We start from the raw sequence: 25,239 nt of genomic DNA on the forward strand, positions 1-25,239 counted from the left end.
CGGGTCTCGGCTAATATCGATGACGATGCGTGCCAATATGCTCCCGCTCGTAGAAATGCCAGATGAGCCAGGACACAATGATCGGCGTCATCACAAGGCTCGCCAGCATTACCACCGGCAGGATCAGTTCGGCACGATCGACGAGGCCCGCAAGAGCGTAGACCAGCACTATGCCAGCCGCAAACGATAAGGCGTTCAAGGCAGTGGAAATGACGATTGTCACTCGCGTGCGCGTCTTCATAGGCCACCTTCTTTCCCTCATAAACAAAACGATCCGAAGGCGCTGAAGTTCCGGTGGCGGCGCGGCCTTGGTGGAAATCTTCATTTGCGTGTAATGTTGAAGAGGCATATTGACCTTCAAAGCGCAATTTTGGAATGAATCTAAGCAGCTGCAGGCCTTTGGCCAAAATTCAGCCCTTATAAAATGCGGTTGCATCGAGAATTATTCCCGGAGGGGTGAGGCGGCATGTTCGGCAAATTCTGGAAGCGTGTGGGGGTGGGCGTTGCTGCTTGTGGCGTGTTGGCCGGTACGTATCTGGTCGTGATCCAGATGACGGGCAATTTCGCCGAGGTGCTGCCCGACCAACTCTATCGTTCCGCACAGCCATCGGCCGATGACATAGCCCGCTATGCCGAGCGCTATGGCATCAAAACCGTCGTCAACCTCCGTGGCGCCAGCGATGCGAAATGGTACCGGCAGGAGGTCGCAGCGACCCAGAAGGCCGGCATCAAGCTCATCGATTTCGGAATGTCGGCAAGCCGGCCGCTAACCTCAAAGCAGACCGATCAGTTGATTGCGCTGTTGAAGGATGCGCCAAAGCCCATTCTCATCCACTGCAAGTCCGGCTCTGACCGGACGGGCCTTGTCTCGATCATTTATCTGCAGCGCCTGGCCGGCGTTGACGAAGAGACTGCCGAAGGGCAGCTGTCCATCCGATTCGGCCATATCGGCATTCCCTATCTCTCGCCGACCTATGCGATGGACGAGAGCTGGGAAGATCTCGAAAAGTATTTCGGCCTGCCGAGCTGAGGCGATTCGTTCAGCCGGCTCCCGAAGCGAAAGACGCAGCAACACGATTCGCACAGCTGGCCGGGTGTAGTGCCTGAAGCGCGTGAAATCCTGCAACAATCTCAAAGACTTGGAAATTTGTGATATTCTGGGAGAAGAATTTGGTGGAGCTAAGCGGGATCGAACCGCTGACCTCTTGCATGCCATGCAAGCGCTCTCCCAGCTGAGCTATAGCCCCATCCTGTCCCGTTTCCGGGTGGGTGGTTACCGGCGCCTGTTTGGCTTCGATGCCGGGTGTTTACTTCTGCTTTTTCCGAATGGCAAGCAGGAAATTCACATCCGGCGGATTTTTTTGATCCGCCGGAGAAAACTGCAGATCAGACTTCGTCTTCGTCGGAGTTGACGCCGATCAGATCGGACATGTCGTCTTCGTCTTCGTCTTCGTCTTGCTCGAGAAACGTGTCGTCATCGTCGTCGCCGATATCCACATCGTCGTCACCGAGATCCGGAATGTCTTCGCCACCCGCTGCTTCGTCGTCGGCTTCCTCCAGGGAAACCAGCTCGACTTCCGTGCTTTCGGCATCGACTTCCGCCACTTCTTCCTCTTCGGCGGCCTTCTCCATGACCTTGGCCGCGGAAGTCTCTTCGAAGAAGGAAAGCGGGTAGGCCTTGCCGGTATAGGGCGAGACCACCGGGTCCTTGTTCAGGTCATAGAATTTCTTGCCCGTTTCCGGATCGATGCGTTTGGTACCAAGTTCTGGTTTTGCCACGTCAAGACCTCTTGAATGATAAGCCGTCCAATGCGTCAAAGGCGGCGAGCCGGAAAGCCGGCTTTGGCGGTAAATAAGGTGAAAGCCCATTAGCGATCTTGCCCGCATCTGTCAAAGCTAAAGTTCAAGCGAACGATGGCGGGAGTTGCATAAATCGCAACTATCGTGATGACCTTGAAACACCTTTGTGTTAACCAGCGCGCAATCGGGCGAGGGGGGACGGTTTCGAGCGACCCTTTCCAGCCGCCAAAAGCAGTCTTTCGAAGGGCTAATTACATGTCGCATAGTGGTAACCCCGCTCCCGCCACAGCAAGGAAATCCGAGAATCTCAAGGGCACGGTGCGCATCCCCGGCGACAAGTCGATTTCGCATCGCTCCTTCATGTTCGGGGGGCTGGCAGCCGGCGAAACCCGTATCACCGGCCTTCTTGAAGGCGAGGACGTGATCAATACCGGCAAGGCGATGGCCGCGATGGGCGCCAAGATCGAAAAGGTCGGCGAGACCTGGATCATCAACGGCACCGGCAACGGCGCGCTGCTGGCGCCCGAGGCGCCTCTCGACTTCGGCAATGCCGGCACAGGTTGCCGCCTGACGATGGGTCTGGTCGGCGTATACGATTTCGCCTCGACCTTTGTCGGTGACGCCTCGCTGACTTCGCGCCCCATGGGCCGTGTGCTCAATCCGCTGCGTGAAATGGGCGTTCAGGTTCAGTCGGCCGATGGCGACAGGCTGCCGGTCACGCTGCATGGACCCAAGACGCCGAACCCGATTACCTATCGCGTGCCGATGGCCTCGGCGCAGGTCAAGTCGGCCGTGCTGCTCGCGGGCCTCAATACGCCGGGAATTACCACGGTGATCGAGCCGATCATGACCCGCGACCACACTGAAAAGATGTTGCAGGGTTTTGGCGCCAACCTCACCGTCGAAACCGACGCCCAAGGCGTCCGCACGATCCGCCTCGAAGGCCGGGGCAAGCTCACCGGGCAGGTGATCGACGTGCCGGGCGATCCGTCCTCCACAGCCTTCCCGCTGGTCGCGGCGCTGCTGGTGCCGGGCTCCGACGTCACCATTGTCAACGTGCTGATGAACCCGACCCGCACGGGCCTTATCCTGACGCTTCAGGAAATGGGTGCAAGGATCGAAGTGCTCAATGTCCGCAATGCCGGCGGCGAGGATGTTGCCGATCTGCGCGTGCAATTTTCCGAACTCAAGGGTGTTTCCGTCCCCGCCGATCGCGCGCCGTCGATGATTGACGAGTATCCCGTGCTGGCGGTCGCCGCTTCCTTCGCCGAAGGCAAGACCGTCATGGATGGCCTGGAAGAACTCCGCGTCAAGGAATCGGATCGCCTTGCCGCCGTGGCCCGGGGTCTCGAGCTCAATGGCGTCCAGTGCGAGGAAGGCGAGACATCGCTTGTCGTGCATGGGGTGCCCGGAGGCAAGGGGCTCGGTAATCGTTCGGATGGCCAGGTCAAGACGCACCTCGATCATCGCATTGCCATGAGCTTCCTTGTCATGGGCCTTGCTTCGGAGCATCCTGTGACGGTCGACGACGCGCGCATGATTGCCACCAGCTTTCCGGAGTTCATGGATCTGATGACGGGATTGGGCGCCAGAATAGGCTGAGGCAAAACGCTGAGGTAAGTCATGACGGATGCGGCGCAAAGGATTATCGAACTCTACGAAACCTTCGCCGCCCATTGGGATGCAGGCCGTGGCAAGACGCTGGGCGAAAAGCCTTGGCTCGACCGGTTCACTGACGGCCTTCAGGCGGGCGCCGCCGTCCTCGACATCGGTTGCGGCTCCGGTGAGCCGATTGCCGCGTATTTTACGGCATCGGGCTTTCACGTGACAGGGATCGATTCGTCCGCACCGTTGATCGATCTCTGCAGCGCTCGCTTTCCTGGCCATCAATGGCATGTCTCCGACATGCGCAAGCTATCGCTCGGCCAAAGGTTTGATGGGCTGATTGCCTGGGACAGCTTCTTTCATCTGACCTATGACGATCAGCGCGCGATGTTTCCGATCTTCCGGGATCATGCCGCACCGGGTGCGCGGCTGATGTTTACCAGCGGCCCTGCTCACGGCGAGGCGATCGGCAGCTTCGAAGGCGAAGAGCTTTATCATGCAAGCCTGGCTCCGGAGGAGTACCGGCAGCTGCTTCAAGACAACGGTTTTGCGGTCATGGCGCATGTGGCCGAGGATCCCACGTGCGGCGGTCATACAATCTGGCTGGCACGGTTTGGCGAATAGAAGCGCTGACACGCAATCGGTTTCTGCTATAAATCCCTGTCTCGCCCGTCGTCCCAAGGAGTTCTCATGCTCAAGTTCTTCTATTCTCCCGGCAGCTGCGCGCTCGCGTCCCAGATCGCGCTCGAGGATGCCGGTGCCGACTACGAGCTTATCCGCCTGGATTTCAAGGCTGGGGAGCAGAGGGGGGTGGACTATCTTGCGGTCAATCCAAAGGGCCGGGTGCCGGCGCTGGTCACAGGGCGTGGGATTCTCACGGAAAACCCGGCGATCCTCGCTTTCATCGCCCAGAGCTTTCCGGAAGCCGAGCTTGCCCCTCTCGACGATGCGTTCGCCTTCGGCGAGCTGCAGGCGTTCAACTCCTATCTCTGTTCCACTGTGCACGTTGCCCATGCCCATGGCCGGCGTGGCAGCCGCTGGGCAACCCAGCAATCCTCCTTCGAGGACATGCAGCAGAAGGTGCCGGAGAACATGGCGGCCTGTTTCGGACTGATCGAACAGAGCATGTTCAAGGGCCCGTGGGTGATGGGCGACAAATACACCGTCGCCGATCCATATCTCTTTACAATCGCCCGTTGGCTGGAAGGCGACGGCGTTGACGTGAAGGAGTATCCGAAGGTCAGCGATCATCTCAACCGCATGACTCAGCTTGAAAGCGTCCAAAGGGCGTTGTCGCGCCAGTCGCAGTAACGTGGCGGTCATGACGCGATTTCGGGGACAGGATGCTAGCCGCCGGAATCGCTCGTTCCGGAATAGGCCGCCTCGATTGCAGCGATGTCGATCTTCCTCATCTGCATCATCGCCTGCATGGCCCGGCCGGCGCCGGCCTTGTCAGGCCCGGCAAGCGATTTGAGAAGCGCCCGCGGCACGATCTGCCAGGAGACGCCGTACTTGTCCTTCAGCCAGCCGCATTGGCTTTCGGCGCCGCCGTCGGCGGTCAGGGCATTCCAGAGTCGGTCCGTTTCGGCCTGATTGTCAGTATGGGCCACGATCGAGGCGAATTCGCTGGGCTTGAAAAGCGGCCCGCCATTCAGGGCCTGATAAGGGACGCCATCGAGCTCGAAATCGACGACCAGCGGCTCGCCGCTCTCTGTCTGGCCGAAATTGGTGAGGATTTTCGAGTTTGGGATCAGCGATGTATAGAGCCCGGCAGCTTCCGCGCCCTTGCCATCGAACCACAGGCATGTCGAAATTCTGGCCATTTCCATCCTCCTCTGGTGGAGAGGAAATTTAGCGGCCAATCCCTGATGGGTCAAGAAAACGGCCGCACAACAAAAAGGCCCGGCGTTAACCGGGCCTGAAATCAGCGAGTTTCCTGACCTTACTTGGTCGGCAGCGGCAGCGGGCTATCCGACTTCGAGTTCAGGTAGGCCATCAGGTCTGCGCGCTCGGCATCCTTCTTGTCGCCGGCAAAGCCCATCGCGGTGCCCTTGATGTACTTCTTCGGGGCAGTCAGGAAGTGGTTCAGATGATCCCAGTCCCAAACTTCCTTGCCGCCCTGCGCGAATTCCTTCATCGCGCCGGAATAGCCGAAATCGCCGAGGTGAGCGATCGGGCGGCCGACGACGCCAAAGAGGTTCGGGCCGACCTTGTTGCCTGCGCCCTTCTCGGCGCTATGACAGCTGGCGCATTTTTTGAATAGCGCTTCGCCGCGAGCCGCATCCGCAGTGGCCATGAGATCAGCGACAGGAACGGCGGCAGGTGCTTCGGCAGCCGCGCCAGCTCCATCTGTCGACTCGGCAGCGGCAATTTCGAAGCCGGGCTTTTCCGGAGTCTCCGAATGGAAGAGACTCTCCGATGCAAGCGACACGGTGAACAGCACGAACACCGTCCCCAGCAATGCACCCAAACCCATATTCACTTTAGAATTCATCTTGCAAAGCTCCCCTTGCCGCCTGATGCCCCCCGGGCCATCTTGAAATCGGCCGGAACCTATGTCTTTTGAACTATGAGCGCAACCATAATTCACCGACGCAGGTGAGACTAATTGACACTTTTCCGCTGGAATTTGAAGGGCCTTGCAGGATGATACCGACTTTTGACAACACCTTGATCCTCATTCCAGCCAGAATGGCCTCGACCCGCCTGCCGGGCAAGCCCCTTGCCGATATCGCAGGGGTGCCGATGATCGTGCAGGTCGCGCGTCGGGCCGTCGAATCCGGTCTCGGCCGGGTTGCCGTTGCCGTCGATCACCAGGATATCTTCGATGCCGTGGTCGGGGCAGGTTTCGAAGCCGTGATGACCAGTGTCGATCATCAATCGGGTTCGGACAGGATTTTCGAGGCGCTGAACCGCGCCGATCCTGACGGCAAGGCCGAGTTCGTCGTCAATGTGCAGGGCGATCTTCCCACCATAGAGCCCGAAACGATTCGCGCCAGCCTGCGTCCGCTCGAAAACGCGGAAGTCGATATTGCCACGCTGACGGTCGAGATCGTCCATGAGGACGAGAAAACCAATCCCAACGTCGTCAAGATTGTCGGCTCGCCCATTGGCGACAGTCGGCTGCATGCGCTCTATTTTACCCGAGCCACGGCCCCGCATGGCAAGGGGCCGCTCTATCATCACATCGGGCTTTATGCATATCGCCGCGCCGCTCTCGCCCGGTTCGTATCGCTTCAGCCCTCGGTGCTTGAAAAGCGCGAATCCCTGGAGCAGCTCAGAGCACTTGAGGCGGGAATGCGGATCGACGCCGAAATCGTTGACTCGGTGCCGCTCGGCGTCGATACTCCCGCGGACCTCGAAAAGGCCCGGGCGATCCTCGCTGGAAAATAGATAATTCATACATTGGGCGGATGCATTCCTTATGATTACCAAGACAAACCGTATCGCTTTTCAGGGCGACTTCGGCGCAAATTCCGACATGGCTTGCCGGGACCAGTTTCCTGAACTGTCGCCTCTGCCCTGTGCCACGTTCGAAGATGCGCTGGCGGCGGTCGAAAACGGCGATGCCGATCTCGGCATGATCCCGATCGAGAACACGCTCGCCGGCCGTGTCGCCGATATCCATCGCCTGCTGCCGGAATCGCGGGTACATATCGTCGGCGAGTATTTCATGCCGATCCGCTTCCAGCTGATGGTGCTGCCGGGCGTCAAGATGGACGAAATCCGCACCGTGCACAGCCATGTTCACGCACTCGGCCAGTGCCGCAAGATCGTCCGCCTGAATGGCTGGAAGGCGATCGTTGCCGGCGACACCGCAGGTGCAGCCAAGATGGTGTCCGAGGAAAAGGACCGCACGATGGCGGCACTTGCACCGAGGCTTGCAGCAGACCTCTACGGTCTCGAAATCCTGGAAGAGAACGTCGAGGATTCCGAAAACAATGTCACGCGTTTTGTGGTGCTGTCGCGCGACCGTATCGTGCCGGCGCGCCATTCGGCGGACGAGAAGATCATCACCACCTTTATCTTCAATGTCCGCAACATTCCGGCAGCGCTCTACAAGGCTATGGGCGGCTTTGCCACCAACGGCATCAACATGACCAAGCTCGAGAGCTACCAGCTCGGCGGCAAGTTCGTGGCGACCCAGTTCTATGCCGACATCGAGGGCCATCCCGATGACGAAAACGTGCGCCACGCCATGGATGAGTTGAAGTTCTTCTCGACGGAAGTGCGCGTGCTAGGAACTTATCGCGCGCATCCGATGCGCGACACTTTGTAATTCAGGAAGGAGCAGTCGATGACCTGCGTTTTCGTCCAGCTACAGTGCAAGCCGGGTACGGCCTATGATGTCGCCGATCAGATCTATCAGCGCGAGATCGCATCCGAGATCTATTCGACCAGTGGCGAGTTTGACCTGCTGGTCAAATTCTACATTCCGGATGAGGAAGATATCGGTCATTTCATCAACAACAAGGTCCTGAACATCGAGAACATCTCGCGCTCGCTGACCACGATGACCTTCAAGGCGTTTTGACGTATTTTCCACCATAGGCCTTGCCGACAAATCAACTCCGGGGATTTACCCATGCCCACCACAATCCGTCTTCACAAGGGCGATATCTCCGCTGCTGACGCTGCCCGCTACACCGGCGCGATTGCCATCGACACCGAAACGTTGGGCCTCATTCCGCGCCGCGACCGGCTGTGTGTTGTGCAGCTTTCTCCCGGTGACGGCTCGGCCGATGTCATCCAGATAGCCAAGGGTCAGACGGTAGCGCCAAATCTGGTGGCTATGCTTGCCGATCCCCGGCGCGAGAAGATCTTCCACTTCGGCCGCTTCGACATTGCAGTCCTGTTTCACACATTCGGCGTGACCACGACGCCCGTCTTCTGCACCAAGGTCGCCTCGCGCCTTTCGCGCACCTACACCGACCGCCACGGCTTGAAGGACAATCTCAAGGAACTGCTGGAAATCGACGTTTCCAAAGTGCAGCAGCAATCCGACTGGGCCGCAGAGACGCTCACCCAGGCACAGCTCGACTATGCGGCCTCCGATGTGCTTCATTTGCATGCCTTGCGCGACAAGCTTACCGCCCGCCTTGTGCGTGACGGCCGCATCGAAATGGCCAAGGCCTGTTTCGAATTCTTGCCCACCCGCGCCAAGCTCGATCTCGTCGGCTGGGAAGAAACGGATATCTTCGCTCACAGCTGACCATGTTGGGAGAAGGCATGGCGGATCAGACCTACATCGCACTTCTCCGGGGCATCAATGTCGGCGGCAAAGTGCTGAAGATGGCGGACCTGAGGCAGGCCGTCTCCATGCTCGACCTCGCCGACATCCAGACCTATCTGCAAAGCGGCAACATGGTCTTCCGTGCGCAGGAGACTGAGGCTGGGACGCTGGCACCAGCAATTTCGCAAGCCATCGCCGACAAATGCGCAATGGATGTGCATGTTCTGGTGCGTACCGCCAACGATTGGTCGCATATAGTCGCGGCCAATCCCTTTCTGCAGGCGGCGGAGCATCCCAGGACATTGCACGCGTTCATCCTCGACCGTCAGCCGGAGTCGGCGAACGTCGAGGAGCTCATGTCGCGCGATTTCGGCGCCGATGAATGGAAAATCGTCGGCGTCGTGCTTTATCTGCACGCACCAGATGGATTTGGAAAATCAAAGCTGGCGGGCCTGGTCGAACGGGTACTCAAGGTGCCGATGACCGCGCGCAACTGGAACACCATGCTCGCGCTGGATGAATTGGCGCGATCGGTCTGATCTCACTCGCCGGCGTCGATATAGCCGCCCTCGGCCGCTTCATGCGGCACATTCCAGCCGAAATACACCTCCGCTTCGACAATCCGGCCTTCATGGATCGTCAGGATCTCAGTGTTGCGGAATTGACTGCCGTGCGTGGTTCGCCCGACATAGGTGACATAGACCTTGTCGCCATGGGCCACCGTATGGATGAAATCGAACCCACAGATCGACGCGCTGTTGGGCCAGCAGCGCTCGAAGTAAGTCTCGCGATCAAGGCGGTTGTCGAGTGGACTTGTGAAGTGAAAATCGTCTGCGATCAGCGCCTCAAGGGCCGCGCGGTCCTTGTTGACGTAGGCGAGGTAGCTGGACTGGGCGATATGAATGGGATCGTAGAGCATGGCGGTCAGCTCCATTCCTCAAGCAGATCAGTATAACTTTGGATGGCGCTCTTAGGTTCCGCCATCATCAGGCGGAGGCATTTCCCGGTTGCCTTGCGCTTGCCCCGAGCCGTGCCATAACGGCGCCCGGGATGGCATACCGCGCGACAACGTCCCGGCCGTTCTTAAGGCCGCATATCTCTCGCTGGATAAACAATGCATAAACTTTCGCTGCGGCCTCGTCTATCAACCTGCCGCGTTCATCGTCTGATGCGCAGGCAAAACTGGCCAGCGCCGCCTCTGCTCTCAATCCAGCACGACCGAGGCTATCCGCCCGCTCGGCCATCATCTCGTAGTCCAGCACATTCAATGGTGCTTTGCCGGATGTGTTGTCAAAATAGGTTTGCGGTGGGCGAAGGCTCATTGCTGCACCTTGAGAGTCGGGCCGTTGTTATTAAACAATTAACCAACATCTCCTAGAATTGAACGATAATATAGGCCTTCGCTGGCGTTATGCCAATCGCCTCCGGCCAACGCCGGTACGGCAAACCAAGAGCTGCATGAGCGGCGTTTCCTTTCCATGTCCCTTCCTCAGCAGCGAGCGTTGCCATGCTGAATCCCGTATCCCAATCGAGCATCGCCTCGGCATCGATCAAGACCCATGGGTCCGAAGCACGCACGGCAGCGGGCCATTCCGCTGCTGACGCGCAGCCTGATGTCTCCGAGTCGCAGCTGGCAAGCGCGGCGCCGACGATCGGGCTGTCCGGGAGCACGGTACTGGCCAACGTCAATGCGGTCACCGCGACGGCAGCGAGCCGAACGGTGTTGCAACTGCTTGCGTTTGCGATTGCCGCACAGCTCAACATGAGCCGCCGTGACGACGAAAGCATGGACGCATTCTTCCTGCGATTAGCAACCGCGATCTCCAATATGAAGGACAATGACCGCGCAGCACTCGAAATCCGCTCAGGCCTCAAGGCGCTCAACATTCGGTTGACCGATCTCGCCGAAGCCCTGAAAGCGCCGGGAGGGTCGATGGCTGCCCGTATTGTGGCCCTGGCGGAAGCGCCACGCACGCCATTTGCGCGCGCGGCAGCGATCGCCGCCACCAGCAGTTACCTGCAGCAGGGCCCGGTACTGCCCCGCGCTGCGGAAGCGTTTTCGATCGAGGCCGTGGTGCGGGCTAACGAAATTTCGGTTCAAGCCCCGAATGCAGGTTCAGGAGAAGGTGAAGCCAGGGGGCTGCAGAGCCAGTTGAAATCGATGTTCGAACCGGGCGCGTCGACTGCCAGCGAGCAGGCCGCCGGTGACCGGCCGGCGAACATGCCCATGGAGCATCCAGCCGATGCTGACGGCCCTGTGGCACTCAAAGTCGCCGACCCGGAAGTTGTTGTGCCGGATGTCGATACAGACGCTTCAATGCTGGATCCACACGAGCCGGTGCGAGAGACAGAGACCCCGCGGCGGGTCGCGAAACCCGAGACAGCAGTGGCAACCGTGGCTGCCGAGGGTGTGGATTCTATCGCGGCGAATGAAGTGATGGCGGAATCGGAGTTCGCAGCGCTGGCCGAGCCGGAAGAACAGGCACCTGAGGCTGAAACTAAAACACCAAACCCCAAGCATCTGGACAGGCCGGATGGAGCGAGGCTTCGCGACCAAGTGCAACTGAAGCCCGCAATAGGCGAAAAGCTGATTGAAAACCGGACAGTGGACAAACACCAGGTGGCTGAACGTCGTCTTGAGGCGGTGCTCGTACAGAAGGCCGTTGCCGAAGTCGTCGTCGCCAAGTCGACCAACGCAACGGATCTCATTGCCAGCCAGCCCAACCCTGCAGATCTGCTTCGCCGCCGCGCGACAGGCGAAGAGCTTCCGCGGGCCGTTGTTGCCGAGGCGTTAGCCAAAATTGAGAAAGCGGTCGCGACAGCCAGTGCGGCTATTGAAAGGCATAAGGCGGTCTTGGCCCGAGCCACGCCCGAGGAAGATGAGGCAGAGCAGGTGAGGCGAAAGACAAAGGCGGAGGACATGCCGCAAAGCCGAGCCGCCAATAGCCCAGACATGCACGCTCCTGCGAGGATCGTAACCGAACCGGTGGCCATTCCCTTCGCCTATGCGCCGGCCTTGCCGGCAAAGGACGAATTTCATGCCAGTCCCCTAGAAGACGAACACCCGGAGGGTGAGAGCGAGGGCGACGACATGGAAGGCGACGAGGCCGAAACGGGCGAGGAACGCCGTGAACGACTGGCTCGCAAGGCGGTGGACGACCTGCTGACCGGCGAGCCCGAGGAGCCGCTGACGGTAGCGGTCACGCGCGATTCGTCCGAGTCTGACCGCGCCTATGCAATGTACCAGCGCATGGGTGGCTTTTAGCACATTCCGTAATTGTTGGGCGGTGTTTCGCGGGGGCGCGCCGTCCAAAAAAGAAACCCGCCGGATCGCTCCGGCGGGTTTCTCATTTCAGTATTTCGGCTGAGGCTTATTCGCCGCCGCGGTTCTTCAGAGCCGCGCCGAGGATGTCGCCGAGTGAAGCGCCGGAGTCGGACGAACCGAACTGTGCGACGGCTTCCTTCTCTTCAGCGATTTCAAGAGCCTTGATCGACAGCTGAACCTTGCGATCCTTCTTGGAGAAGTTGGTGACGCGGGCGTCGACAACCTGACCAACCTGGAAACGCTCTGGGCGCTGCTCATCACGGTCGCGCGACAGGTCGGCACGACGGATGAAGGAGGTGAGCTCTTCGTGGTTGACGAGCTTGACCTCGATGCCACCATCGTTGACGCCGATGATTTCGCACGAGACGACTGCGTTCTTGCGCAGGTCGCCAGAGGTGGCTGCATCGCCGACAGCATCCTTGCCGAGCTGCTTGATGCCGAGCGAGATACGCTCCTTGTCAACGTCAACGTCGAGAACGACAGCCTTGACGACGTCACCCTTGTTGAACTCCTCGATGACCTGTTCGCCCGGACGGTTCCAGTCGAGGTCGGAGAGGTGAACCATGCCGTCCACGTCGCCGTCGAGGCCGATGAACAGGCCGAATTCGGTCTTGTTCTTGACTTCGCCTTCGACAACGGTGCCAGCCGGATGCGCGTTTGCGAACGCAGCCCACGGGTTTTCAAGCGTCTGCTTGAGGCCGAGCGAGATGCGACGCTTGGACGGATCGACTTCGAGAACGACGACGTCGACTTCCTGGGTGGTGGAGAGAATCTTGCCCGGATGGACATTCTTCTTGGTCCAGGACATTTCGGAGATGTGGATGAGGCCTTCGATACCCGGCTCCAGCTCAACGAATGCGCCGTAATCGGTGATGTTGGTAACCGTACCGGTGATCTTCTTGCCGGTCGGGTACTTCGCGCCGATATCGCCCCAAGGATCGGACTCGAGCTGCTTCATGCCGAGCGAGATACGATGGGTTTCCTGGTTGATGCGGATGATCTGAACCTTGACCTGCTGGCCAATGGACAGGATTTCCGACGGATGGTTGACGCGGCGCCAAGCCATGTCGGTGACGTGCAGCAGACCGTCGATGCCGCCGAGGTCGACGAACGCACCGTAATCGGTGATGTTCTTGACGACACCCTCGACAACCTGGCCTTCTTCGAGGTTCTGGACGATTTCCGAACGCTGTTCAGCGCGGGATTCTTCAAGAACGGTACGACGCGAAACGACGATGTTGCCGCGACGCTTGTCCATCTTGAGGATTTCGAACGGCTGCGGAACATGCATCAGCGGGGATACGTCGCGGATCGGACGGATGTCGACCTGCGAGCGCGGCAGGAAGGCGATCGCGCCGTCGAGATCGACGGTGAAACCACCCTTGACCTGGTTGAAGATCACGCCTTCGACACGTTCGCCGGCGTTGAACTTGACTTCGAGCTTGATCCAGCTCTCTTCGCGGCGAGCCTTTTCGCGCGACAGAACAGCTTCGCCCATCGCGTTTTCGATGCGCTCGACGTAAACTTCGACTTCATCGCCGACCTTGAGCGTGCCGTCCTTGGCGCGCGCACCGAATTCCTTCAGCGCGATGCGGCCTTCGACCTTGAGGCCGACGTCAACGATGGCGACGTCCTTCTCGATGCCGGTGATGATGCCCTTGGTGACGTAGCCTTCGGCCAGATCAACCTTGGAAAAGGATTCTTCGAGGAGGGACGCGAAGTCCTCCTTCAGGGAGTTTACTGCGGACATTGGTTCTCCAAACGGGCGACAGATGCTATCTAGGCCGCCAAAGCGCCGGGGGTTAGGGTTGAACATGGGCGCTTCAACAATCCGGCCCTCTGCAGGAGGGCTATTCCGGCGCGCGGATTGCAGCAGCTTCCCGTTCCAGAACCGCATCGATATGAGTTTTCGCAGCCTGGAACGCGGCCTCTATACTCATTTCAGACGTATCAATCAAGTACGCATTATCTGCGGGTTTGAGTGGGCTGTCGGCGCGATCCATGTCGCGCGCGTCGCGCTTGCGAATGTCGGCAAGTACCGTCTCGAAATCCGTATCGCCCCCGTTGTGGACAATCTCCTCGTAGCGGCGGCTGGCGCGCACTTCGGGCGAGGCGGTGACGTAGAGCTTGGCCGCTGCGTCAGGGCAGACAACGGTGCCGATATCGCGCCCATCGAGCACTGTGCCCGGATTGCGGCGGGAGAAAGCGCGCTGCGCCTCGACCAGTGCTTTGCGCAGCTTCGGCATGACGGCGATCTTGGAAGCGGCCTCGCCGATTTCGTGCGCGGAAAGAACCGTCCGATCCAGCCCGGCGAGCTCGATGGACCGGGCGATACGAACGGCAACAGCCTCATTGTCGAAGGGAAGGCCCGCATCGATCATCGCCTTGGCGACCGCACGATATGTCAGCCCGGTATCGAGGTGATGAAAACCATAGGCGTCGGCAATCAGGCGGGAAAGCGTTCCTTTGCCTGCTGCGGCCGGGCCATCTATGGCAATCACAGTCATCTACAGTTCCATAGCTTAAGAATCGCGGGCTGTGGCCGCTTTACGCAGGGTTTATTAAGGAACCCCGCCGGGAATGCCAAGCAATTGTGACTGCCGCGCGTCAGTTTTCGTCCGGAATTGCGGAAGAATTGCGACACTGCCGATGCTCGGCCAATGCATTGCAACTATGTGCAGTGCGGCTCGCCGGCTCCGTCTTACGGCAGGAACAGCTTCACGCGACTGGCTCTCGAAGGAGCGCGAGGATGGTGTCGTTGAAAAACCGAGGCCTCTGGAGCGGCGCGAAGTGGCTGACGCCGGCAAGGTGGACGAGCTCGGCGCCCGGGATGTTGTACGCCAGGTATTGTGCATGCTCAGGCTTGATGAATTCATCGTATTCGGCATGCAGGATAGTTACTGGTACGGAAATCCCGGCCAGGTCTTGCGCCGTGTAGTTGGGCTCCGTTCTCTGCATTTGCCCGACGGCCTCCACGAATGCTTCAAACTGGTCGGGTGTTTCCGAAAGCGTGGCATAATCTTTGCCATGTCGGCTGAAGCAGCGATCGATGATCGGGGTCGGCACGAATTCCTTCGTCCCGCCGGGGTCAATGTTACAGGCGAAGAACAGGACGCCATCCACCCGTTCAGGGTGATGGTGGGCAAGAATGAGGCCGGTACAGGCGCCGTCGCTCCAACCGACCACCGCAGCGTGCTCGATCTGGAGTGCATCCATGACCGCGAGTGTGTCGGATGCAAGCAGATCGTAAGTGAATGGTCTTGCGTCGCGTGCTGCCCGTGCCCGCGCGTGTCCATGACAGTGACACAGAAGGCGGCCGCAACGAGCGACTCCACCTGGTAACCCCAATTGCCGCTATGGCCGAGCCCGCCGTGCAGCAACAGCACTGCCGGTCCCTGACCATAGGATGCATACCAGATCCGGGCGCCGTTCCTGATAACATGCCCTTGAACCTGCGGCTCTGGCAGGGGAGGCGCGCCTTGTGCTTCGAACTGCAGGAGGTCGTCATCCTCGATGTTCATGGCCACAGACGTCGTGTTGCATATTCAGGGATCGCAAGCCTCCTGATTTCAAGCCAAGTCCGTGTGCCGGCCTGGTGAAAGCCGGTGTCACGGCTTTGTTGCGTCGTCATAGGTATAGCGGAAGGTGCAACAGCTCGCACCGGCCATGATAGTCTGCTTGCGCTCCAGCTTGATGTTGGGATCGTAGCCCTGACAGAAGGTGCCATCGCGATTGCAGGACATCAGGTGGCCGATGTCGCCCAATCCCATCTCCTTGTAGGTTTCTGCATATTTGCAGCGGGTGACATTGAAGTCAAAGCGCTCGTCAGAGGCGTCGAGGACTTCAATTTCGAGCGCCCCGTCGTGCGTCCAGAGCTCGTAAAGCTTGATGAAATCCGCCAGTGAGGTACGCCCATCCGGTGCGCGGGCCGCAAAGGCCTGTCCCTCGGCGATCGCTGCCTTGCGAATGGCCGAATCCAGCACGGCATCGGCCTTTTCCTTGCCGAAGGCTTCGACCATTTCGGCGTGAATCGGCCCGATGACCTGCGCCTGCAGGCTGCGCTTGAGAAGAACTGGGAGATTGAGAGGTTGTTCGCTCATTGTGGTATTCCTAAGCAGATAGAGGGGATTTCGGTGCCGTGCGCTCGCCCCCTGTTGGCCGCACCCTTATTGTGCAGCCCATTCCGCCACCTTTGCATCCCGTTTGACAAGGTAGATCTTGCCACCCTGCACGCTTTGCCATTCTCCGGCCGCGCCGTCCGGCCAGATAACCCTGACGTCGGCTGTGGATGCCTCGCCAAGACCGAAATGCCGGAAACCGAGCTCGCCGCCGGCATGGCCGCCGCCAATGGTGATCTCGCGCCGCACCGTGACGTCGCCGCAACGCACCTCGACCCAGGCGCCGATGGCATCGCGATTGGCGCCGGTCTGCTGGAGTTTCAACTCGACCCAGTTGCCGGCGTCCTTGCTCACATTACGCCAGAGTTGGGCGGTCTTCCAGCGATTGACGACCACGAGATCGATCAGGCCGTCAAGATTGAAGTCGGTCAATGCCGCGCCGCGAGCCACGTCCATGCTGGCGATGCCCGCCTTGTCCCCGACTTCCGTGAACTTGCCGTCGGCAAGCTGCAGCAGAAGGTTATTGGGGTCCTTCTTGGCGAAATCCTGCATTTCCGCCACGTTGCCTTTGGCGATGAACAGGTCGACACGGCCGTCATTGTTGACGTCTTCGAACTGGGTATGCCAGGCCGTCGACGGATGCCAGTCGCCGCCTGCATAGGGGCGGTGGGCGGTGACACCCTTGGCGAAGGCTATATCGGCATAGGATGGCTTCGGCTTGCCGTCCTTGGGCACGGCAGCCAGCGACTGCAGCTTGTTGTCCGCCATCGATGTCAGGAAGTATTCGGGATATCCGTCGGAATCGAGATCGTAGCTGGCGATGCCCATGCCCCAGATCCTCAGGTACTTCCAGCCTTCCGCAAGCGTATAGAGCTCGGGTTTCTTGCCGGGCTCGACTTTCCACATCTGCTCCTGCCCGCCCTTGTAGTATTCGCGGTCGTTGGAGACGCGCAGGCTTGGCGTGCCGGAACGATTCCAGTCGGTGAACATGATCGACAGCGGGCAGAAGCTGGGCTTTAGCGGCAGCGGCGCGGCGAATTTCTTTGCTGCATCCGACACAGGCCGTATCAGCCAGTTTTCCGTACAGGTTCCCCAGGGGTAGGTATCTTCGTTGCGATCGACATAGGTGCCGAATGCCAGTGTCGGCCACACGGCGCCGCGCTCGAATGTGGCGGCAAATGCCGTGTTCCAGAAATCTCCGCCATTGAAATTCCAGGCTTCATTGGCTCGCTCGAAGCGGCACGCGCCGAGGCCGCGCATCAGCACGTTTTCGCCGACGCGCAGCACGGCAAGATCGGTGATGCCGTCGCCATCGATGTCGATGGGGTAGGCGCCCGTGACTTTGTCGAGTTCAAGCCCGCTCGCCTGCTTGGTGAATTTCAATGCGCCGCCGCGTGTCGAGGCATTGCGGTAGAAGGTGGCGGGGTTTTCGCCGCCGGCGAGGTAGAGGTCCGCAAAGCCATCGTCATTACAATCGAAACTCGCCGCTCCGCCGCCGACCATGTACTGCCAGTCTCCGGCATAGATGCTGTCGATGCCGGCGCTCGCCGTCTCCTCCTGAAAAGATGGGACGGCAACAGTGGTTTCTGCGGCTAGCGCCAACGTTGTCAGCGACAGGCTTGTGATGACGGCAGAGAGAAGGACGAGTCGCATTGCTTACTTCCTCGTCTTGAGCTTGTTGGTGTAGGCGCCGATGCACTTGCCCTGATCGAGACCCAGCTTGATCGCCGAGCGGTAATGGATGCCACCATAGAGCCGCGAAATGCCGGCTTCTTCGGCCGCATGCCAGAAGCTGGTGAACTTGCGCGGAATTAGCCCGTCTGCCTCGTGGGTGGCGTCCACGAAGGCGTGGTTTTCGCCAAAAAGGTCGGCAAGCACCACGGCCGCCGCGCCCGACTGGGTCGAATGCCCCGAGGGATATTCAGGGAAGGGCGGCGTGATCAGCAGTGCCTCCCACTTCGGGTCCATCAGGCGCTTGATATAGGTAATCGGACGAACGAGGTCGTACTTGAACTTGGCGTCCCAGCAGCCGATGAACGAGTCTGCAAGCGTCACGCCGAGACGGGCCTGAACCTCGACGACCTTATCCACTTTGGCATGCTCTTGGTCCAGCACCTGCATGGCAATGGATATCCAGTGGCCGGGAGGCGTTGGCGACAGCATCGGATCATCAGACCAGAAGCGGGCAATGGCCCGCTGTTCCGGGGTTAGCGTGTTGACGGTCTCATAGACCTCCAGTCCTTCCTTGTAGAAGGCGGAATTCTTGTCTTCGCTGTATTCTGGCGGCGGAGGAAGGCCGCAGGTCGCGCCATCCGGCATCGCAAAGGTGCGGTTCTTGCCCCATGCGGGCAGAAGCGGGGTTTGCTGCTGGGCGATCTTGCTGGTCGGCACCCAGTGGGCCGGGCCGGGCGTCAGCTTGTATTCGAGCGGAAAGCCCATGTTTTCGACGACGGCGCCGCCATCGGTTTCGGACCATTTGAGGATATGCTCTGCCACTGCCTTGCCGTGCGCTTCTGAGCGCGCAACCACGTCATCAGGCAAGCCGTCAGCAACCTTCGCCCGCATCTTCTTGGACATGGCGGCCAGCGCCCGCTGCCCGGTCGGGCCGGTATGGGTAAAGAAGTTCTGGGCCGCAAATGCGATCGCGGCGTCCAATACCACGGCCTCGTCATAAGTCTTGCCTGCCTCGCGTTGCGGCGCGGGCGTCAGCGCATTCAGTTGGCCGGCAAGCGACCTGAGATCGCCGGGCCCGGTGGCCGTCGCCTCGAAGGCTGTCACGCCCAGATAGGCGAAGCTGCGGCTGGCAACTGGCGGCGAATAGGTCGGCGTATGCCGCACCAGTTCCAGCACGAGCCTGTACCAGTTGCTGAGCACCTTCTCGGGCGGCAGGCTGCCTGCCTGTGCCGTGGTGGCCCCTAGTGCGAGAAAAAACGTCAAGGAAAGTGTGATCGCCATGGCAATCACGTTGCGAACCAACTTCATCTGTACCCCCGCGTGCGGCGTATTCTTGTGTCGGCCTGCACACCATGATTAAGCATGGCCTGCAGGTTCTTCGCAAGTATATTCAGATGTCGCTTGGAGTCCTGAGAGACTCTAGTAATTCAATCTTGGATACCAGTCGGGTGCTCGGCCCTCGGGCGTGCTGTCAAGGATTGTCCAGAGCGGCATCAGGTCGGGCGCGCCGCGAGGGTCCTGTCCGGGATCTGCCGTTGCTTGGCTCATCTCGCCGCCCCAAAAGTGGCGAATCGTGCCGTCCCGTCGGGTGAAGACGTTGAATGCGGCATCGTCGCTGCCGTCAGCCGGCCATGCATGATAATCGCGGCTGAATTCGCCAGTCGGATCGGAAAAGAGCGGCAGGTTGTGCCAGCCACGCTCCTTCTTGAAAGCCAGCAGCCTTTCAAGCGGCGACCGTGCCACGACGGCAAAGGCGACCCGCTGCCGGATGTCGGGAACTTCGCCGTCCCAGGATGACAGAAGCGAGGTACACATGGGGCAAGGCCGCTCGCGTTCAGGACCGAACATGTAGCTGTAGACAACCAGGGTTTCCTTGTCGTCGAAGAGGTCTTCGAAACTGGCTTGCCCGTTCGGCCCGTCGAACATGTAGTGCTTCTTGACTTTGCCGCCCGGCGGCAGGGCTCGCCGTTGTTCGGCGACACGCTCGATGTGGCGGCGGAGTTCGATTTCTTCGGCCAACAGCGCATCGCGCGCCTGTCGGTATTCTTCGGATTCATTGGGGAACCTGACGCCATTTGACCTGGCAAGTTCGATGGCGGGCTTGAGTGGCTCGGCAGCAGTCATGTTGTCCTCCCTTGGTGCTGGCCTGCATGCTCCCTTCAACCTTATTGCGCCGGTAAAGTTCCGGGCAACCCATGTTAAGGCAAAATGCGGGCTGCCGGAAGACGTCAGGCGCGCGCGCCCCTTGCGATAAGCCCGACGAAATCGTCGATTTCCTGCTCCAGAACTTCAAGCGGCAGGCCGACAAAGCGTCCTTCGAGACTGATCGAGATGACGCCATGCACCGCTCCAAACAACGTTCGGGCGCGAATGAAGCGGGCCTCATCGGAAAGCGAAGGCTGCAACTGCTTGAGTGGCTCGGCGATCAGGCCGATCAGGAACAGGTGCTCGGCGAGGTGCCAGTCGGGTGTGGATTGCCGCTGGTGCTCGAACAGGGCGCGCCAGAGATTGCGGTTGGCGACGGCGAAGGCGAGGTAGCCGCGCGCCAGATGCCGCAGGGTGTCGACCGGGCCGTCGATCGGGCCGGCCGTCTCTTCCAACGAGTGCTCCAGAGCGGCGAGCGTGGAAGAGTTCACATGGATGACGAGTTCGTCGAGATCGGCGAAGGCAGTATAGAGACCGCCCAACGCGCAGCCGGCATCCTGTGTGATCTCGCGGGCCCGGAGGTTTGCCAGCCCTTCGCTGGCAATGCGGTTGCGCGCCGCCTCGATCAACCGAGCCTTCAGGTCCTCGCGCTTTTCTTCTCTTTTGCCAGCCATTAACCATTCCGTTTCGATTCATGAACGTCGTTCAAATTAGTTCTTGAACGACGTTCATGATTCTGCCATAAGTTACTTCTTGAACAACGTTCATAACTGGGAGGTTACAAATGTTCAAACAATTTCTGACTTTGCTGCGCGGCCGGGCATACGATGCCGAGCAGGCATTCTCCGACCGCAACGCCGTGCCGCTCCTCAGCCAGCAGATCCGTGATGCCGCAGGTTCCGTGCAGGCGGCGCGGCGAGCAGTCGCCGTTGCCATCGCCCAGAACGAACAGGAAAAGGGCCAGCATGCCGCGATCCAGATCCGCATCGCGGATCTCGAAATCCGCACGCTGGCCGCACTTGAACAAGGCAGCGAAGCCCTTGCCCGGGAAGCGGCCGAAGCGCTGGCCTATCTCGAAGCCGAGCGCGACATTTCGCAGAAGGCGCAGGCCCAGTTTACCGCCACGATCGACAAACTGAAGGCGATTGTGCGCAATGCCGAAGCCCGGCTGCAGGCTTTGCAGCGCGGTGAACGGCTGGCCCGTGCCACCGAGGAAACCCAGAAGCTCGACCTTGCGGTCGCAGGCCCGGGCTTGGCCACGCTCGATGAGGCCGAGGAAACGCTTGCCCGGCTTAGGATTCGCCAGAGCCAGAACGAAACCACCGCATCGGTGCTCCGGAACATGGAAGGTTCGATCCGTCCCGCCGGCATCATCGAAAAGCTGGCCAATGCCGGCTGCGGCGCACCGCTTCGCACCTCCGCAGACGATGTGCTCGTGCGCCTCCGCGGGCGCATGAACTCCGCCGCCTGAACCGTATTCCATTTGACGAAGGGATCACCACGATGAACGACAGTTTCCAGAAACACTCCTCCAGCTGGGTCAGCTTCTCCTATATCTCTTTCGGCGCGGCTGCCTTCATGCTCGCCATGGGCCTATACATGATGCCGCTCGACCTGTGGGGAAAAGGCTATCTTGCCATGGGTATCCTGATGCTGGTGCAGACCACGGTGAATATGACCAAGACGCTGCGTGACAACAGCGAGGCTGAAAAACTCATCCGCAAGGTCGAGGACGCCCGGACCGAGAAGCTTCTCGTGAACTTCAATCGTAACGGCGAAAGCTGAGCTTTCTTAACCACACCACAGGGTTGTTGCGCTGTTCAACTTTTGCGTAACCACTCTGTGGCTCTCTCTTCGGAATTAACGAGGGACGTGCCATGCAACGCAATCTGATGACCTCGAGGAAGTTCGCGCCGCTGTTCTGGACGCAGTTCCTTTCTGCCTTCAATGACAATTTCCTCAAGAACACGCTGATCTTCGTGATCATGGCGCAGCTCGCAGCCGAAGGCGCGGCGCTGGTAACGCTGGCCGGCGGCATCTTCATTCTGCCGTTCCTGCTGCTTTCCGCGCTGGGTGGCCAATTGGCCGACAAGTTCGACAAGGCGAAGATGGCCGAACTGCTCAAGCGCGCCGAAATCGGCGTTGCAGCGATTGCCGTCGCCGGCATCGCCTTCTCCTCCATCTGGATCCTGATGCTGGCGCTGTTCGGCTTCGGGGTCGTCTCGGCACTGTTTGGCCCGATCAAATACGGCATCCTGCCCGATCATCTCGAGCGCAAGGATCTGCCCAAGGCCAATGCCTGGATCGAAGGAGGCACCTTCATCGCCATCCTGACCGGCACGATCACTGCCGCGGTGGCGTTTTCAGATAAGGGAAGCGTCTGGGTCTTCGGACCGATGATGATGGGTCTTGCCGTGCTTTGCTGGCTGGCAAGCCGGATGATCCCCGCAACCGGAGCCAAGGCGCCAGACCTTGTCATCGACAGGAACGTGCTGCGTTCCAGCTATACGCTCGTCAACGAGATCCGTGCCGACAAGCGTATCTGGCGCTCCGCCCTGATGAATTCGTGGTTCTGGTTCGTCGGTGCGTTCGTCATGTCGATGCTGCCGGTCATGGTGACCGAAATCCTCGGTGGTTCCGAAATCGTCGTGCCGGCCTATCTTGCCGTCTTCGCCATTGCCATTGCGGTGGGCTCGGCGATTGCCGGCTGGATGTCCGCGGGCCGCATCGTGCTGTTGCCGGCGCCGGTGGGCACCGCGTTGATCGCGCTATTCGGTCTTGATCTCGCCTGGAACCTCTGGGGTTTGCATTCCACCGCGCATGCTGAAACCATCGGCGCCTTCTTTGCCGGCGAGCGGACCATCCGTGTGGCCATCGATCTCGCGGGCATGGCGATTGCGGGTGCATTCCTTGCCGTGCCGACCTTCGCGGCCATGCAGACCTGGGCGCATGAGGATCGCAGGGCGCGCGTCATTGGCGCGGCCAACGTTCTCTCCGCACTGTTCATCACCTCGGGCCTGGCGCTCGTTGCCGTGCTGCAGAAGCTGGGCGCCACGGTACCGGCCATCATTCTCAGCCTTTCCATCATCAATCTCGGCGTTGCCTGGCTGATGATCAAGACGCTGCCGACCAATCCCTTCCGCGATTTCATCACAATCCTTTTCCGCGCCTTCATGCGGCTGGAAGTCGATGGTCTGGAAAACATCAAGAAGGCGGGTACTGCGCCGATTATCGCGCTCAACCATGTCAGCTTCCTCGATGGTGCGCTGGCACTTGCCATCACCGAGGAGGAACCGGTCTTCGCCGTGGACTACAAGATCGCCCAGGCATGGTGGGTCAAACCTTTCCTCAACATGTGCAAGTTCCTGCCGCTCGATCCGACCAAGCCGATGGCGACGCGCTCGCTGATCAAGATCGTCAATGAAGGCAATGCGATCGGCATCTTCCCGGAGGGGCGCCTGACCGTCACCGGCACGCTGATGAAGGTTTATGATGGTGCCGCCATGGTGGCCGACAAGACGGGTTCGATGATCGTTCCCGTCCGTATCGATGGTCTGGAGAAGAGCTACTTCTCGCGCCTCTCGGGTGGCCAGGTGCGTCGTCGCCTGTTCCCCAAGGTCAAGGTGACGATCCTTGAGCCGGTCAAACTGGATGTCCCTGAGGATCTCAAGGGTCGCAAGCGCCGCATCGCTGCCGGTGCCGCGCTCTACCAGGTCATGTCGATGCTGATGTTCCGCACGTCCAATACCAGTTCCACCGTGCTTGAACGGATCATCGATACGGCCAGGGAGAAGGGCGGCGGCAAGCTCGCGGTCGAGGACCCGATTGCCGGTCAGCTCTCCTATGCCAAGCTGCTCACGGGTGCTGCCGTGCTCGGGGCAAAGTTCAGGGCACTTTTCCCGCATGAAAAAACGCTCGGCGTCATGCTGCCGAATGCCAATGGCACTGCAGCCACCGTCCTCGGCGTCATGTCGGCGGGCAAGGTTCCGGCGATGCTGAATTTCACGGCGGGCGCCGCCAACATCCTGTCGGCCTGCCGGGCTGCCGAGATAAAGCACGTGCTGTCCTCGCGCGCCTTCGTCGAGCAGGGCAAGCTTGGTCCCGTCATTGCCGAACTCGAAAAGGAAGTGCAGATCATCTGGCTGGATGAGCTTCGCACGACCGTGACCTTTGCCGACAAGGTGCGCGGCCTACTTCAAAAGTACCGCCCCCTGGTCAAGCGCAAGGCCGATGATCCCGCCGTGATCCTCTTCACCTCGGGCTCGGAAGGCACGCCGAAGGGCGTGGTGCTGACACACCGCAATATTCTCTCCAATGCCGCGCAGGCCGCCTCCCGCATCGATTTCCACTCGGGCGACAAGGTGTTCAACATCCTGCCGGTGTTCCATTCCTTCGGACTGACTGCCGGCACGGTGCTGCCGCTGGTCTCGGGCGTGCCGATCTATTTCTACCCGTCGCCGCTGCATTACCGCATCGTGCCGGAGCTGATCTATTCGTCCAATGCGACGATCATTTTCGGCACCGACACATTCCTGAACGGCTATGCCCGGACGGCTCATCCCTACGATTTCCGCTCGATCCGTTACATCTTCTCGGGGGCGGAGCCGGTTAAGCCGTCGACGCGCGAGACCTACATGGAGAAGTTCGGCCTCCGCATCCTCGAGGGCTATGGCGTGACCGAAACCGCGCCGGTGATCTCGCTCAACACGCCGATGTTCAACCGCTCGGGCACTGTCGGCAAGATCATGCCGGGTATGGAATGGAAGCTTGAGCCGGTGCCGGGCATCGACGAAGGCGGCCGCCTGCATATTCGCGGCGCCAATGTCATGGCCGGTTATCTCAGGGCCGAAAATCCCGGCGTCATCGAGCCGCTGGAAGACGGCTGGCACGACACCGGCGATATCGTGACCATCGACGAGGATGGCTTCATCCGCATCCGCGGTCGCGCCAAGCGGTTTGCCAAGATCGGCGGCGAGATGGTGTCGCTTGCTGCCGTCGAGGCGCTCGCCGGCGAGATGTGGCCGGGTCATCTCTCGGTGGTTTCGGCCATCCCGGATGCCAAGAAGGGCGAACGCCTCGTGCTGCTCACCGACGCGCCCGACGCCACCCGCGCCGAATTCCTCGCCTTTGCCAAGCTGAAAAGTGCGATGGACATGATGGTGCCGGCGGAAGTGCGCATTGGCAAGGTGCCGGTTCTCGGTTCCGGCAAGGTCGATTTTGTTGCTGCCCGTAAACTGGTGTTGGAGACAAATTCCGCCAAGGCTGCCTAAGGCCGCGGTTACAGACATGCCCCCAAAATGCAAGAGGCCGGCGAGATATCGCCGGCCTCTTGCATATCT

26 protein-coding genes, 1 tRNA gene and 1 pseudogene are annotated in these 25,239 nt (G+C 60.0%); 13 read left to right on the forward strand and 15 right to left on the reverse strand.

Annotation, left to right across the window (positions count from 1 at the left end; all coding sequences use genetic code 11):
• Positions 1 to 10: 10 nt before the first annotated feature.
• Positions 11 to 241 carry a hypothetical protein gene (locus JJB09_RS00245; protein WP_201651637.1) on the reverse strand — a complete coding sequence of 77 codons (231 nt, stop codon included), beginning with the start codon at positions 239 to 241 and terminating at the stop codon, positions 11 to 13.
• A gap of 225 nt (positions 242 to 466) precedes the next feature.
• On the opposite strand from JJB09_RS00245, the gene JJB09_RS00250 reads away from it, so the two are divergent.
• Positions 467 to 1,030: a dual specificity protein phosphatase family protein gene (locus tag JJB09_RS00250; RefSeq protein ID WP_201651639.1), complete on the forward strand. Its 564-nt coding sequence runs from the start codon at positions 467 to 469 to the stop codon at positions 1,028 to 1,030.
• A gap of 141 nt (positions 1,031 to 1,171) precedes the next feature.
• Here the strand turns inward: JJB09_RS00250 and JJB09_RS00255 are convergent.
• Both JJB09_RS00255 and JJB09_RS00260 read right to left on the reverse strand, forming a co-directional pair.
• Positions 1,172 to 1,247, reverse strand: a tRNA-Ala gene (locus JJB09_RS00255).
• Between the two features lie 139 nt (positions 1,248 to 1,386).
• On the reverse strand, positions 1,387 to 1,779 hold the full coding sequence (locus JJB09_RS00260) for a TIGR02300 family protein (protein ID WP_201651641.1): 393 nt from the start codon (positions 1,777 to 1,779) through the stop codon (positions 1,387 to 1,389).
• A gap of 276 nt (positions 1,780 to 2,055) precedes the next feature.
• Here JJB09_RS00260 and aroA point away from each other — a divergent pair, with 276 nt between their 5' ends.
• The 3 genes from aroA to JJB09_RS00275 all read left to right on the forward strand — a co-directional run bounded on the left by aroA (position 2,056) and on the right by JJB09_RS00275 (position 4,716).
• Positions 2,056 to 3,402 (forward strand): 3-phosphoshikimate 1-carboxyvinyltransferase, encoded by a 1,347-nt coding sequence (gene aroA / locus JJB09_RS00265; RefSeq protein ID WP_201651642.1) that lies wholly within the window; start codon positions 2,056 to 2,058, stop codon positions 3,400 to 3,402.
• Between the two features lie 21 nt (positions 3,403 to 3,423).
• The gene (locus tag JJB09_RS00270; protein WP_201651644.1) at positions 3,424 to 4,029 is read left to right on the forward strand and encodes a class I SAM-dependent DNA methyltransferase; all 606 of its coding nucleotides are present in this window, start codon (positions 3,424 to 3,426) and stop codon (positions 4,027 to 4,029) included.
• Between the two features lie 66 nt (positions 4,030 to 4,095).
• Positions 4,096 to 4,716: a glutathione S-transferase family protein gene (locus JJB09_RS00275; protein WP_201651646.1), complete on the forward strand. Its 621-nt coding sequence runs from the start codon at positions 4,096 to 4,098 to the stop codon at positions 4,714 to 4,716.
• Positions 4,717 to 4,751: 35 nt separating this feature from the next.
• On the opposite strand, the gene JJB09_RS00280 is transcribed toward JJB09_RS00275, so the two are convergent.
• Both JJB09_RS00280 and JJB09_RS00285 read right to left on the reverse strand, forming a co-directional pair.
• The gene (locus tag JJB09_RS00280) at positions 4,752 to 5,228 is read right to left on the reverse strand and encodes a VOC family protein (protein ID WP_201651648.1); all 477 of its coding nucleotides are present in this window, start codon (positions 5,226 to 5,228) and stop codon (positions 4,752 to 4,754) included.
• Between the two features lie 119 nt (positions 5,229 to 5,347).
• Entirely contained in the window at positions 5,348 to 5,899 is a 552-nt protein-coding gene (locus JJB09_RS00285; protein WP_201651650.1) for a c-type cytochrome, read from the reverse strand.
• 152 nt (positions 5,900 to 6,051) lie between these two features.
• Between JJB09_RS00285 and JJB09_RS00290 the strand changes: the two genes are divergently transcribed.
• The 5 genes from JJB09_RS00290 to JJB09_RS00310 are packed head-to-tail and all read left to right on the forward strand — an operon-like array spanning position 6,052 to position 9,177.
• Positions 6,052 to 6,798, forward strand: coding sequence for a 3-deoxy-manno-octulosonate cytidylyltransferase (locus tag JJB09_RS00290; protein ID WP_201651652.1), 747 nt, complete (start codon positions 6,052 to 6,054; stop codon positions 6,796 to 6,798).
• A gap of 31 nt (positions 6,799 to 6,829) precedes the next feature.
• Complete coding sequence (locus tag JJB09_RS00295; protein WP_201651654.1) at positions 6,830 to 7,684, forward strand: prephenate dehydratase; 855 nt, start codon at positions 6,830 to 6,832, stop codon at positions 7,682 to 7,684.
• Positions 7,685 to 7,702: 18 nt separating this feature from the next.
• Positions 7,703 to 7,939 (forward strand): Lrp/AsnC ligand binding domain-containing protein, encoded by a 237-nt coding sequence (locus JJB09_RS00300; RefSeq protein ID WP_201651656.1) that lies wholly within the window; start codon positions 7,703 to 7,705, stop codon positions 7,937 to 7,939.
• Between the two features lie 51 nt (positions 7,940 to 7,990).
• Complete coding sequence (locus tag JJB09_RS00305) at positions 7,991 to 8,617, forward strand: ribonuclease D (RefSeq protein ID WP_201651658.1); 627 nt, start codon at positions 7,991 to 7,993, stop codon at positions 8,615 to 8,617.
• Between the two features lie 17 nt (positions 8,618 to 8,634).
• Complete coding sequence (locus JJB09_RS00310; protein ID WP_201651660.1) at positions 8,635 to 9,177, forward strand: DUF1697 domain-containing protein; 543 nt, start codon at positions 8,635 to 8,637, stop codon at positions 9,175 to 9,177.
• Between the two features lie 2 nt (positions 9,178 to 9,179).
• On the opposite strand, the gene JJB09_RS00315 is transcribed toward JJB09_RS00310, so the two are convergent.
• Positions 9,180 to 9,557: a nuclear transport factor 2 family protein gene (locus JJB09_RS00315; RefSeq protein WP_201651662.1), complete on the reverse strand. Its 378-nt coding sequence runs from the start codon at positions 9,555 to 9,557 to the stop codon at positions 9,180 to 9,182.
• A gap of 67 nt (positions 9,558 to 9,624) precedes the next feature.
• Entirely contained in the window at positions 9,625 to 9,960 is a 336-nt protein-coding gene (locus JJB09_RS00320; protein ID WP_201651664.1) for a DUF6665 family protein, read from the reverse strand.
• A 185-nt stretch (positions 9,961 to 10,145) separates the two neighbouring features.
• Here JJB09_RS00320 and JJB09_RS00325 point away from each other — a divergent pair, with 185 nt between their 5' ends.
• Positions 10,146 to 11,903, forward strand: a complete 1,758-nt coding sequence (locus JJB09_RS00325) for a hypothetical protein (RefSeq protein ID WP_201651666.1) — start codon at positions 10,146 to 10,148, stop codon at positions 11,901 to 11,903.
• Positions 11,904 to 12,009: 106 nt separating this feature from the next.
• Here JJB09_RS00325 and rpsA read toward each other — a convergent pair whose 3' ends face one another.
• From rpsA to JJB09_RS00365, 8 genes and pseudogenes are all read right to left on the reverse strand, one after another.
• The gene (gene rpsA / locus JJB09_RS00330; protein ID WP_201651668.1) at positions 12,010 to 13,713 is read right to left on the reverse strand and encodes a 30S ribosomal protein S1; all 1,704 of its coding nucleotides are present in this window, start codon (positions 13,711 to 13,713) and stop codon (positions 12,010 to 12,012) included.
• Between the two features lie 100 nt (positions 13,714 to 13,813).
• Complete coding sequence (cmk, locus tag JJB09_RS00335; protein WP_201651670.1) at positions 13,814 to 14,470, reverse strand: (d)CMP kinase; 657 nt, start codon at positions 14,468 to 14,470, stop codon at positions 13,814 to 13,816.
• A gap of 211 nt (positions 14,471 to 14,681) precedes the next feature.
• A pseudogene (locus JJB09_RS00340) lies at positions 14,682 to 15,484 on the reverse strand (alpha/beta fold hydrolase).
• 87 nt (positions 15,485 to 15,571) lie between these two features.
• Entirely contained in the window at positions 15,572 to 16,063 is a 492-nt protein-coding gene (locus tag JJB09_RS00345) for an L-2-amino-thiazoline-4-carboxylic acid hydrolase (RefSeq protein WP_201651672.1), read from the reverse strand.
• Between the two features lie 66 nt (positions 16,064 to 16,129).
• Entirely contained in the window at positions 16,130 to 17,734 is a 1,605-nt protein-coding gene (locus JJB09_RS00350) for a CRTAC1 family protein (protein WP_201651674.1), read from the reverse strand.
• Between the two features lie 3 nt (positions 17,735 to 17,737).
• Positions 17,738 to 19,063, reverse strand: a complete 1,326-nt coding sequence (locus tag JJB09_RS00355) for a vanadium-dependent haloperoxidase (RefSeq protein ID WP_246748519.1) — start codon at positions 19,061 to 19,063, stop codon at positions 17,738 to 17,740.
• Positions 19,064 to 19,174: 111 nt separating this feature from the next.
• Positions 19,175 to 19,879: a DUF899 family protein gene (locus tag JJB09_RS00360; RefSeq protein WP_201651677.1), complete on the reverse strand. Its 705-nt coding sequence runs from the start codon at positions 19,877 to 19,879 to the stop codon at positions 19,175 to 19,177.
• Positions 19,880 to 19,983: 104 nt separating this feature from the next.
• Positions 19,984 to 20,574: a TetR/AcrR family transcriptional regulator gene (locus tag JJB09_RS00365; RefSeq protein WP_201651679.1), complete on the reverse strand. Its 591-nt coding sequence runs from the start codon at positions 20,572 to 20,574 to the stop codon at positions 19,984 to 19,986.
• Positions 20,575 to 20,684: 110 nt separating this feature from the next.
• Between JJB09_RS00365 and JJB09_RS00370 the strand changes: the two genes are divergently transcribed.
• The 3 genes from JJB09_RS00370 to JJB09_RS00380 all read left to right on the forward strand — a co-directional run bounded on the left by JJB09_RS00370 (position 20,685) and on the right by JJB09_RS00380 (position 25,170).
• Entirely contained in the window at positions 20,685 to 21,371 is a 687-nt protein-coding gene (locus tag JJB09_RS00370; protein ID WP_201651681.1) for a PspA/IM30 family protein, read from the forward strand.
• Positions 21,372 to 21,403: 32 nt separating this feature from the next.
• A complete protein-coding gene (locus JJB09_RS00375) occupies positions 21,404 to 21,685 on the forward strand; it encodes a YiaA/YiaB family inner membrane protein (protein WP_201651683.1) in 282 nt (93 codons plus the stop codon).
• Positions 21,686 to 21,777: 92 nt separating this feature from the next.
• The gene (locus JJB09_RS00380; protein WP_201651685.1) at positions 21,778 to 25,170 is read left to right on the forward strand and encodes an acyl-[ACP]--phospholipid O-acyltransferase; all 3,393 of its coding nucleotides are present in this window, start codon (positions 21,778 to 21,780) and stop codon (positions 25,168 to 25,170) included.
• Positions 25,171 to 25,239: the final 69 nt, after the last annotated feature.

It is taken from the genome of Phytoamicus setariae (assembly GCF_016722925.1).
Taxonomy (GTDB): Bacteria; Pseudomonadota; Alphaproteobacteria; order Rhizobiales; family Rhizobiaceae; genus Rhizobium_E; species Rhizobium_E setariae.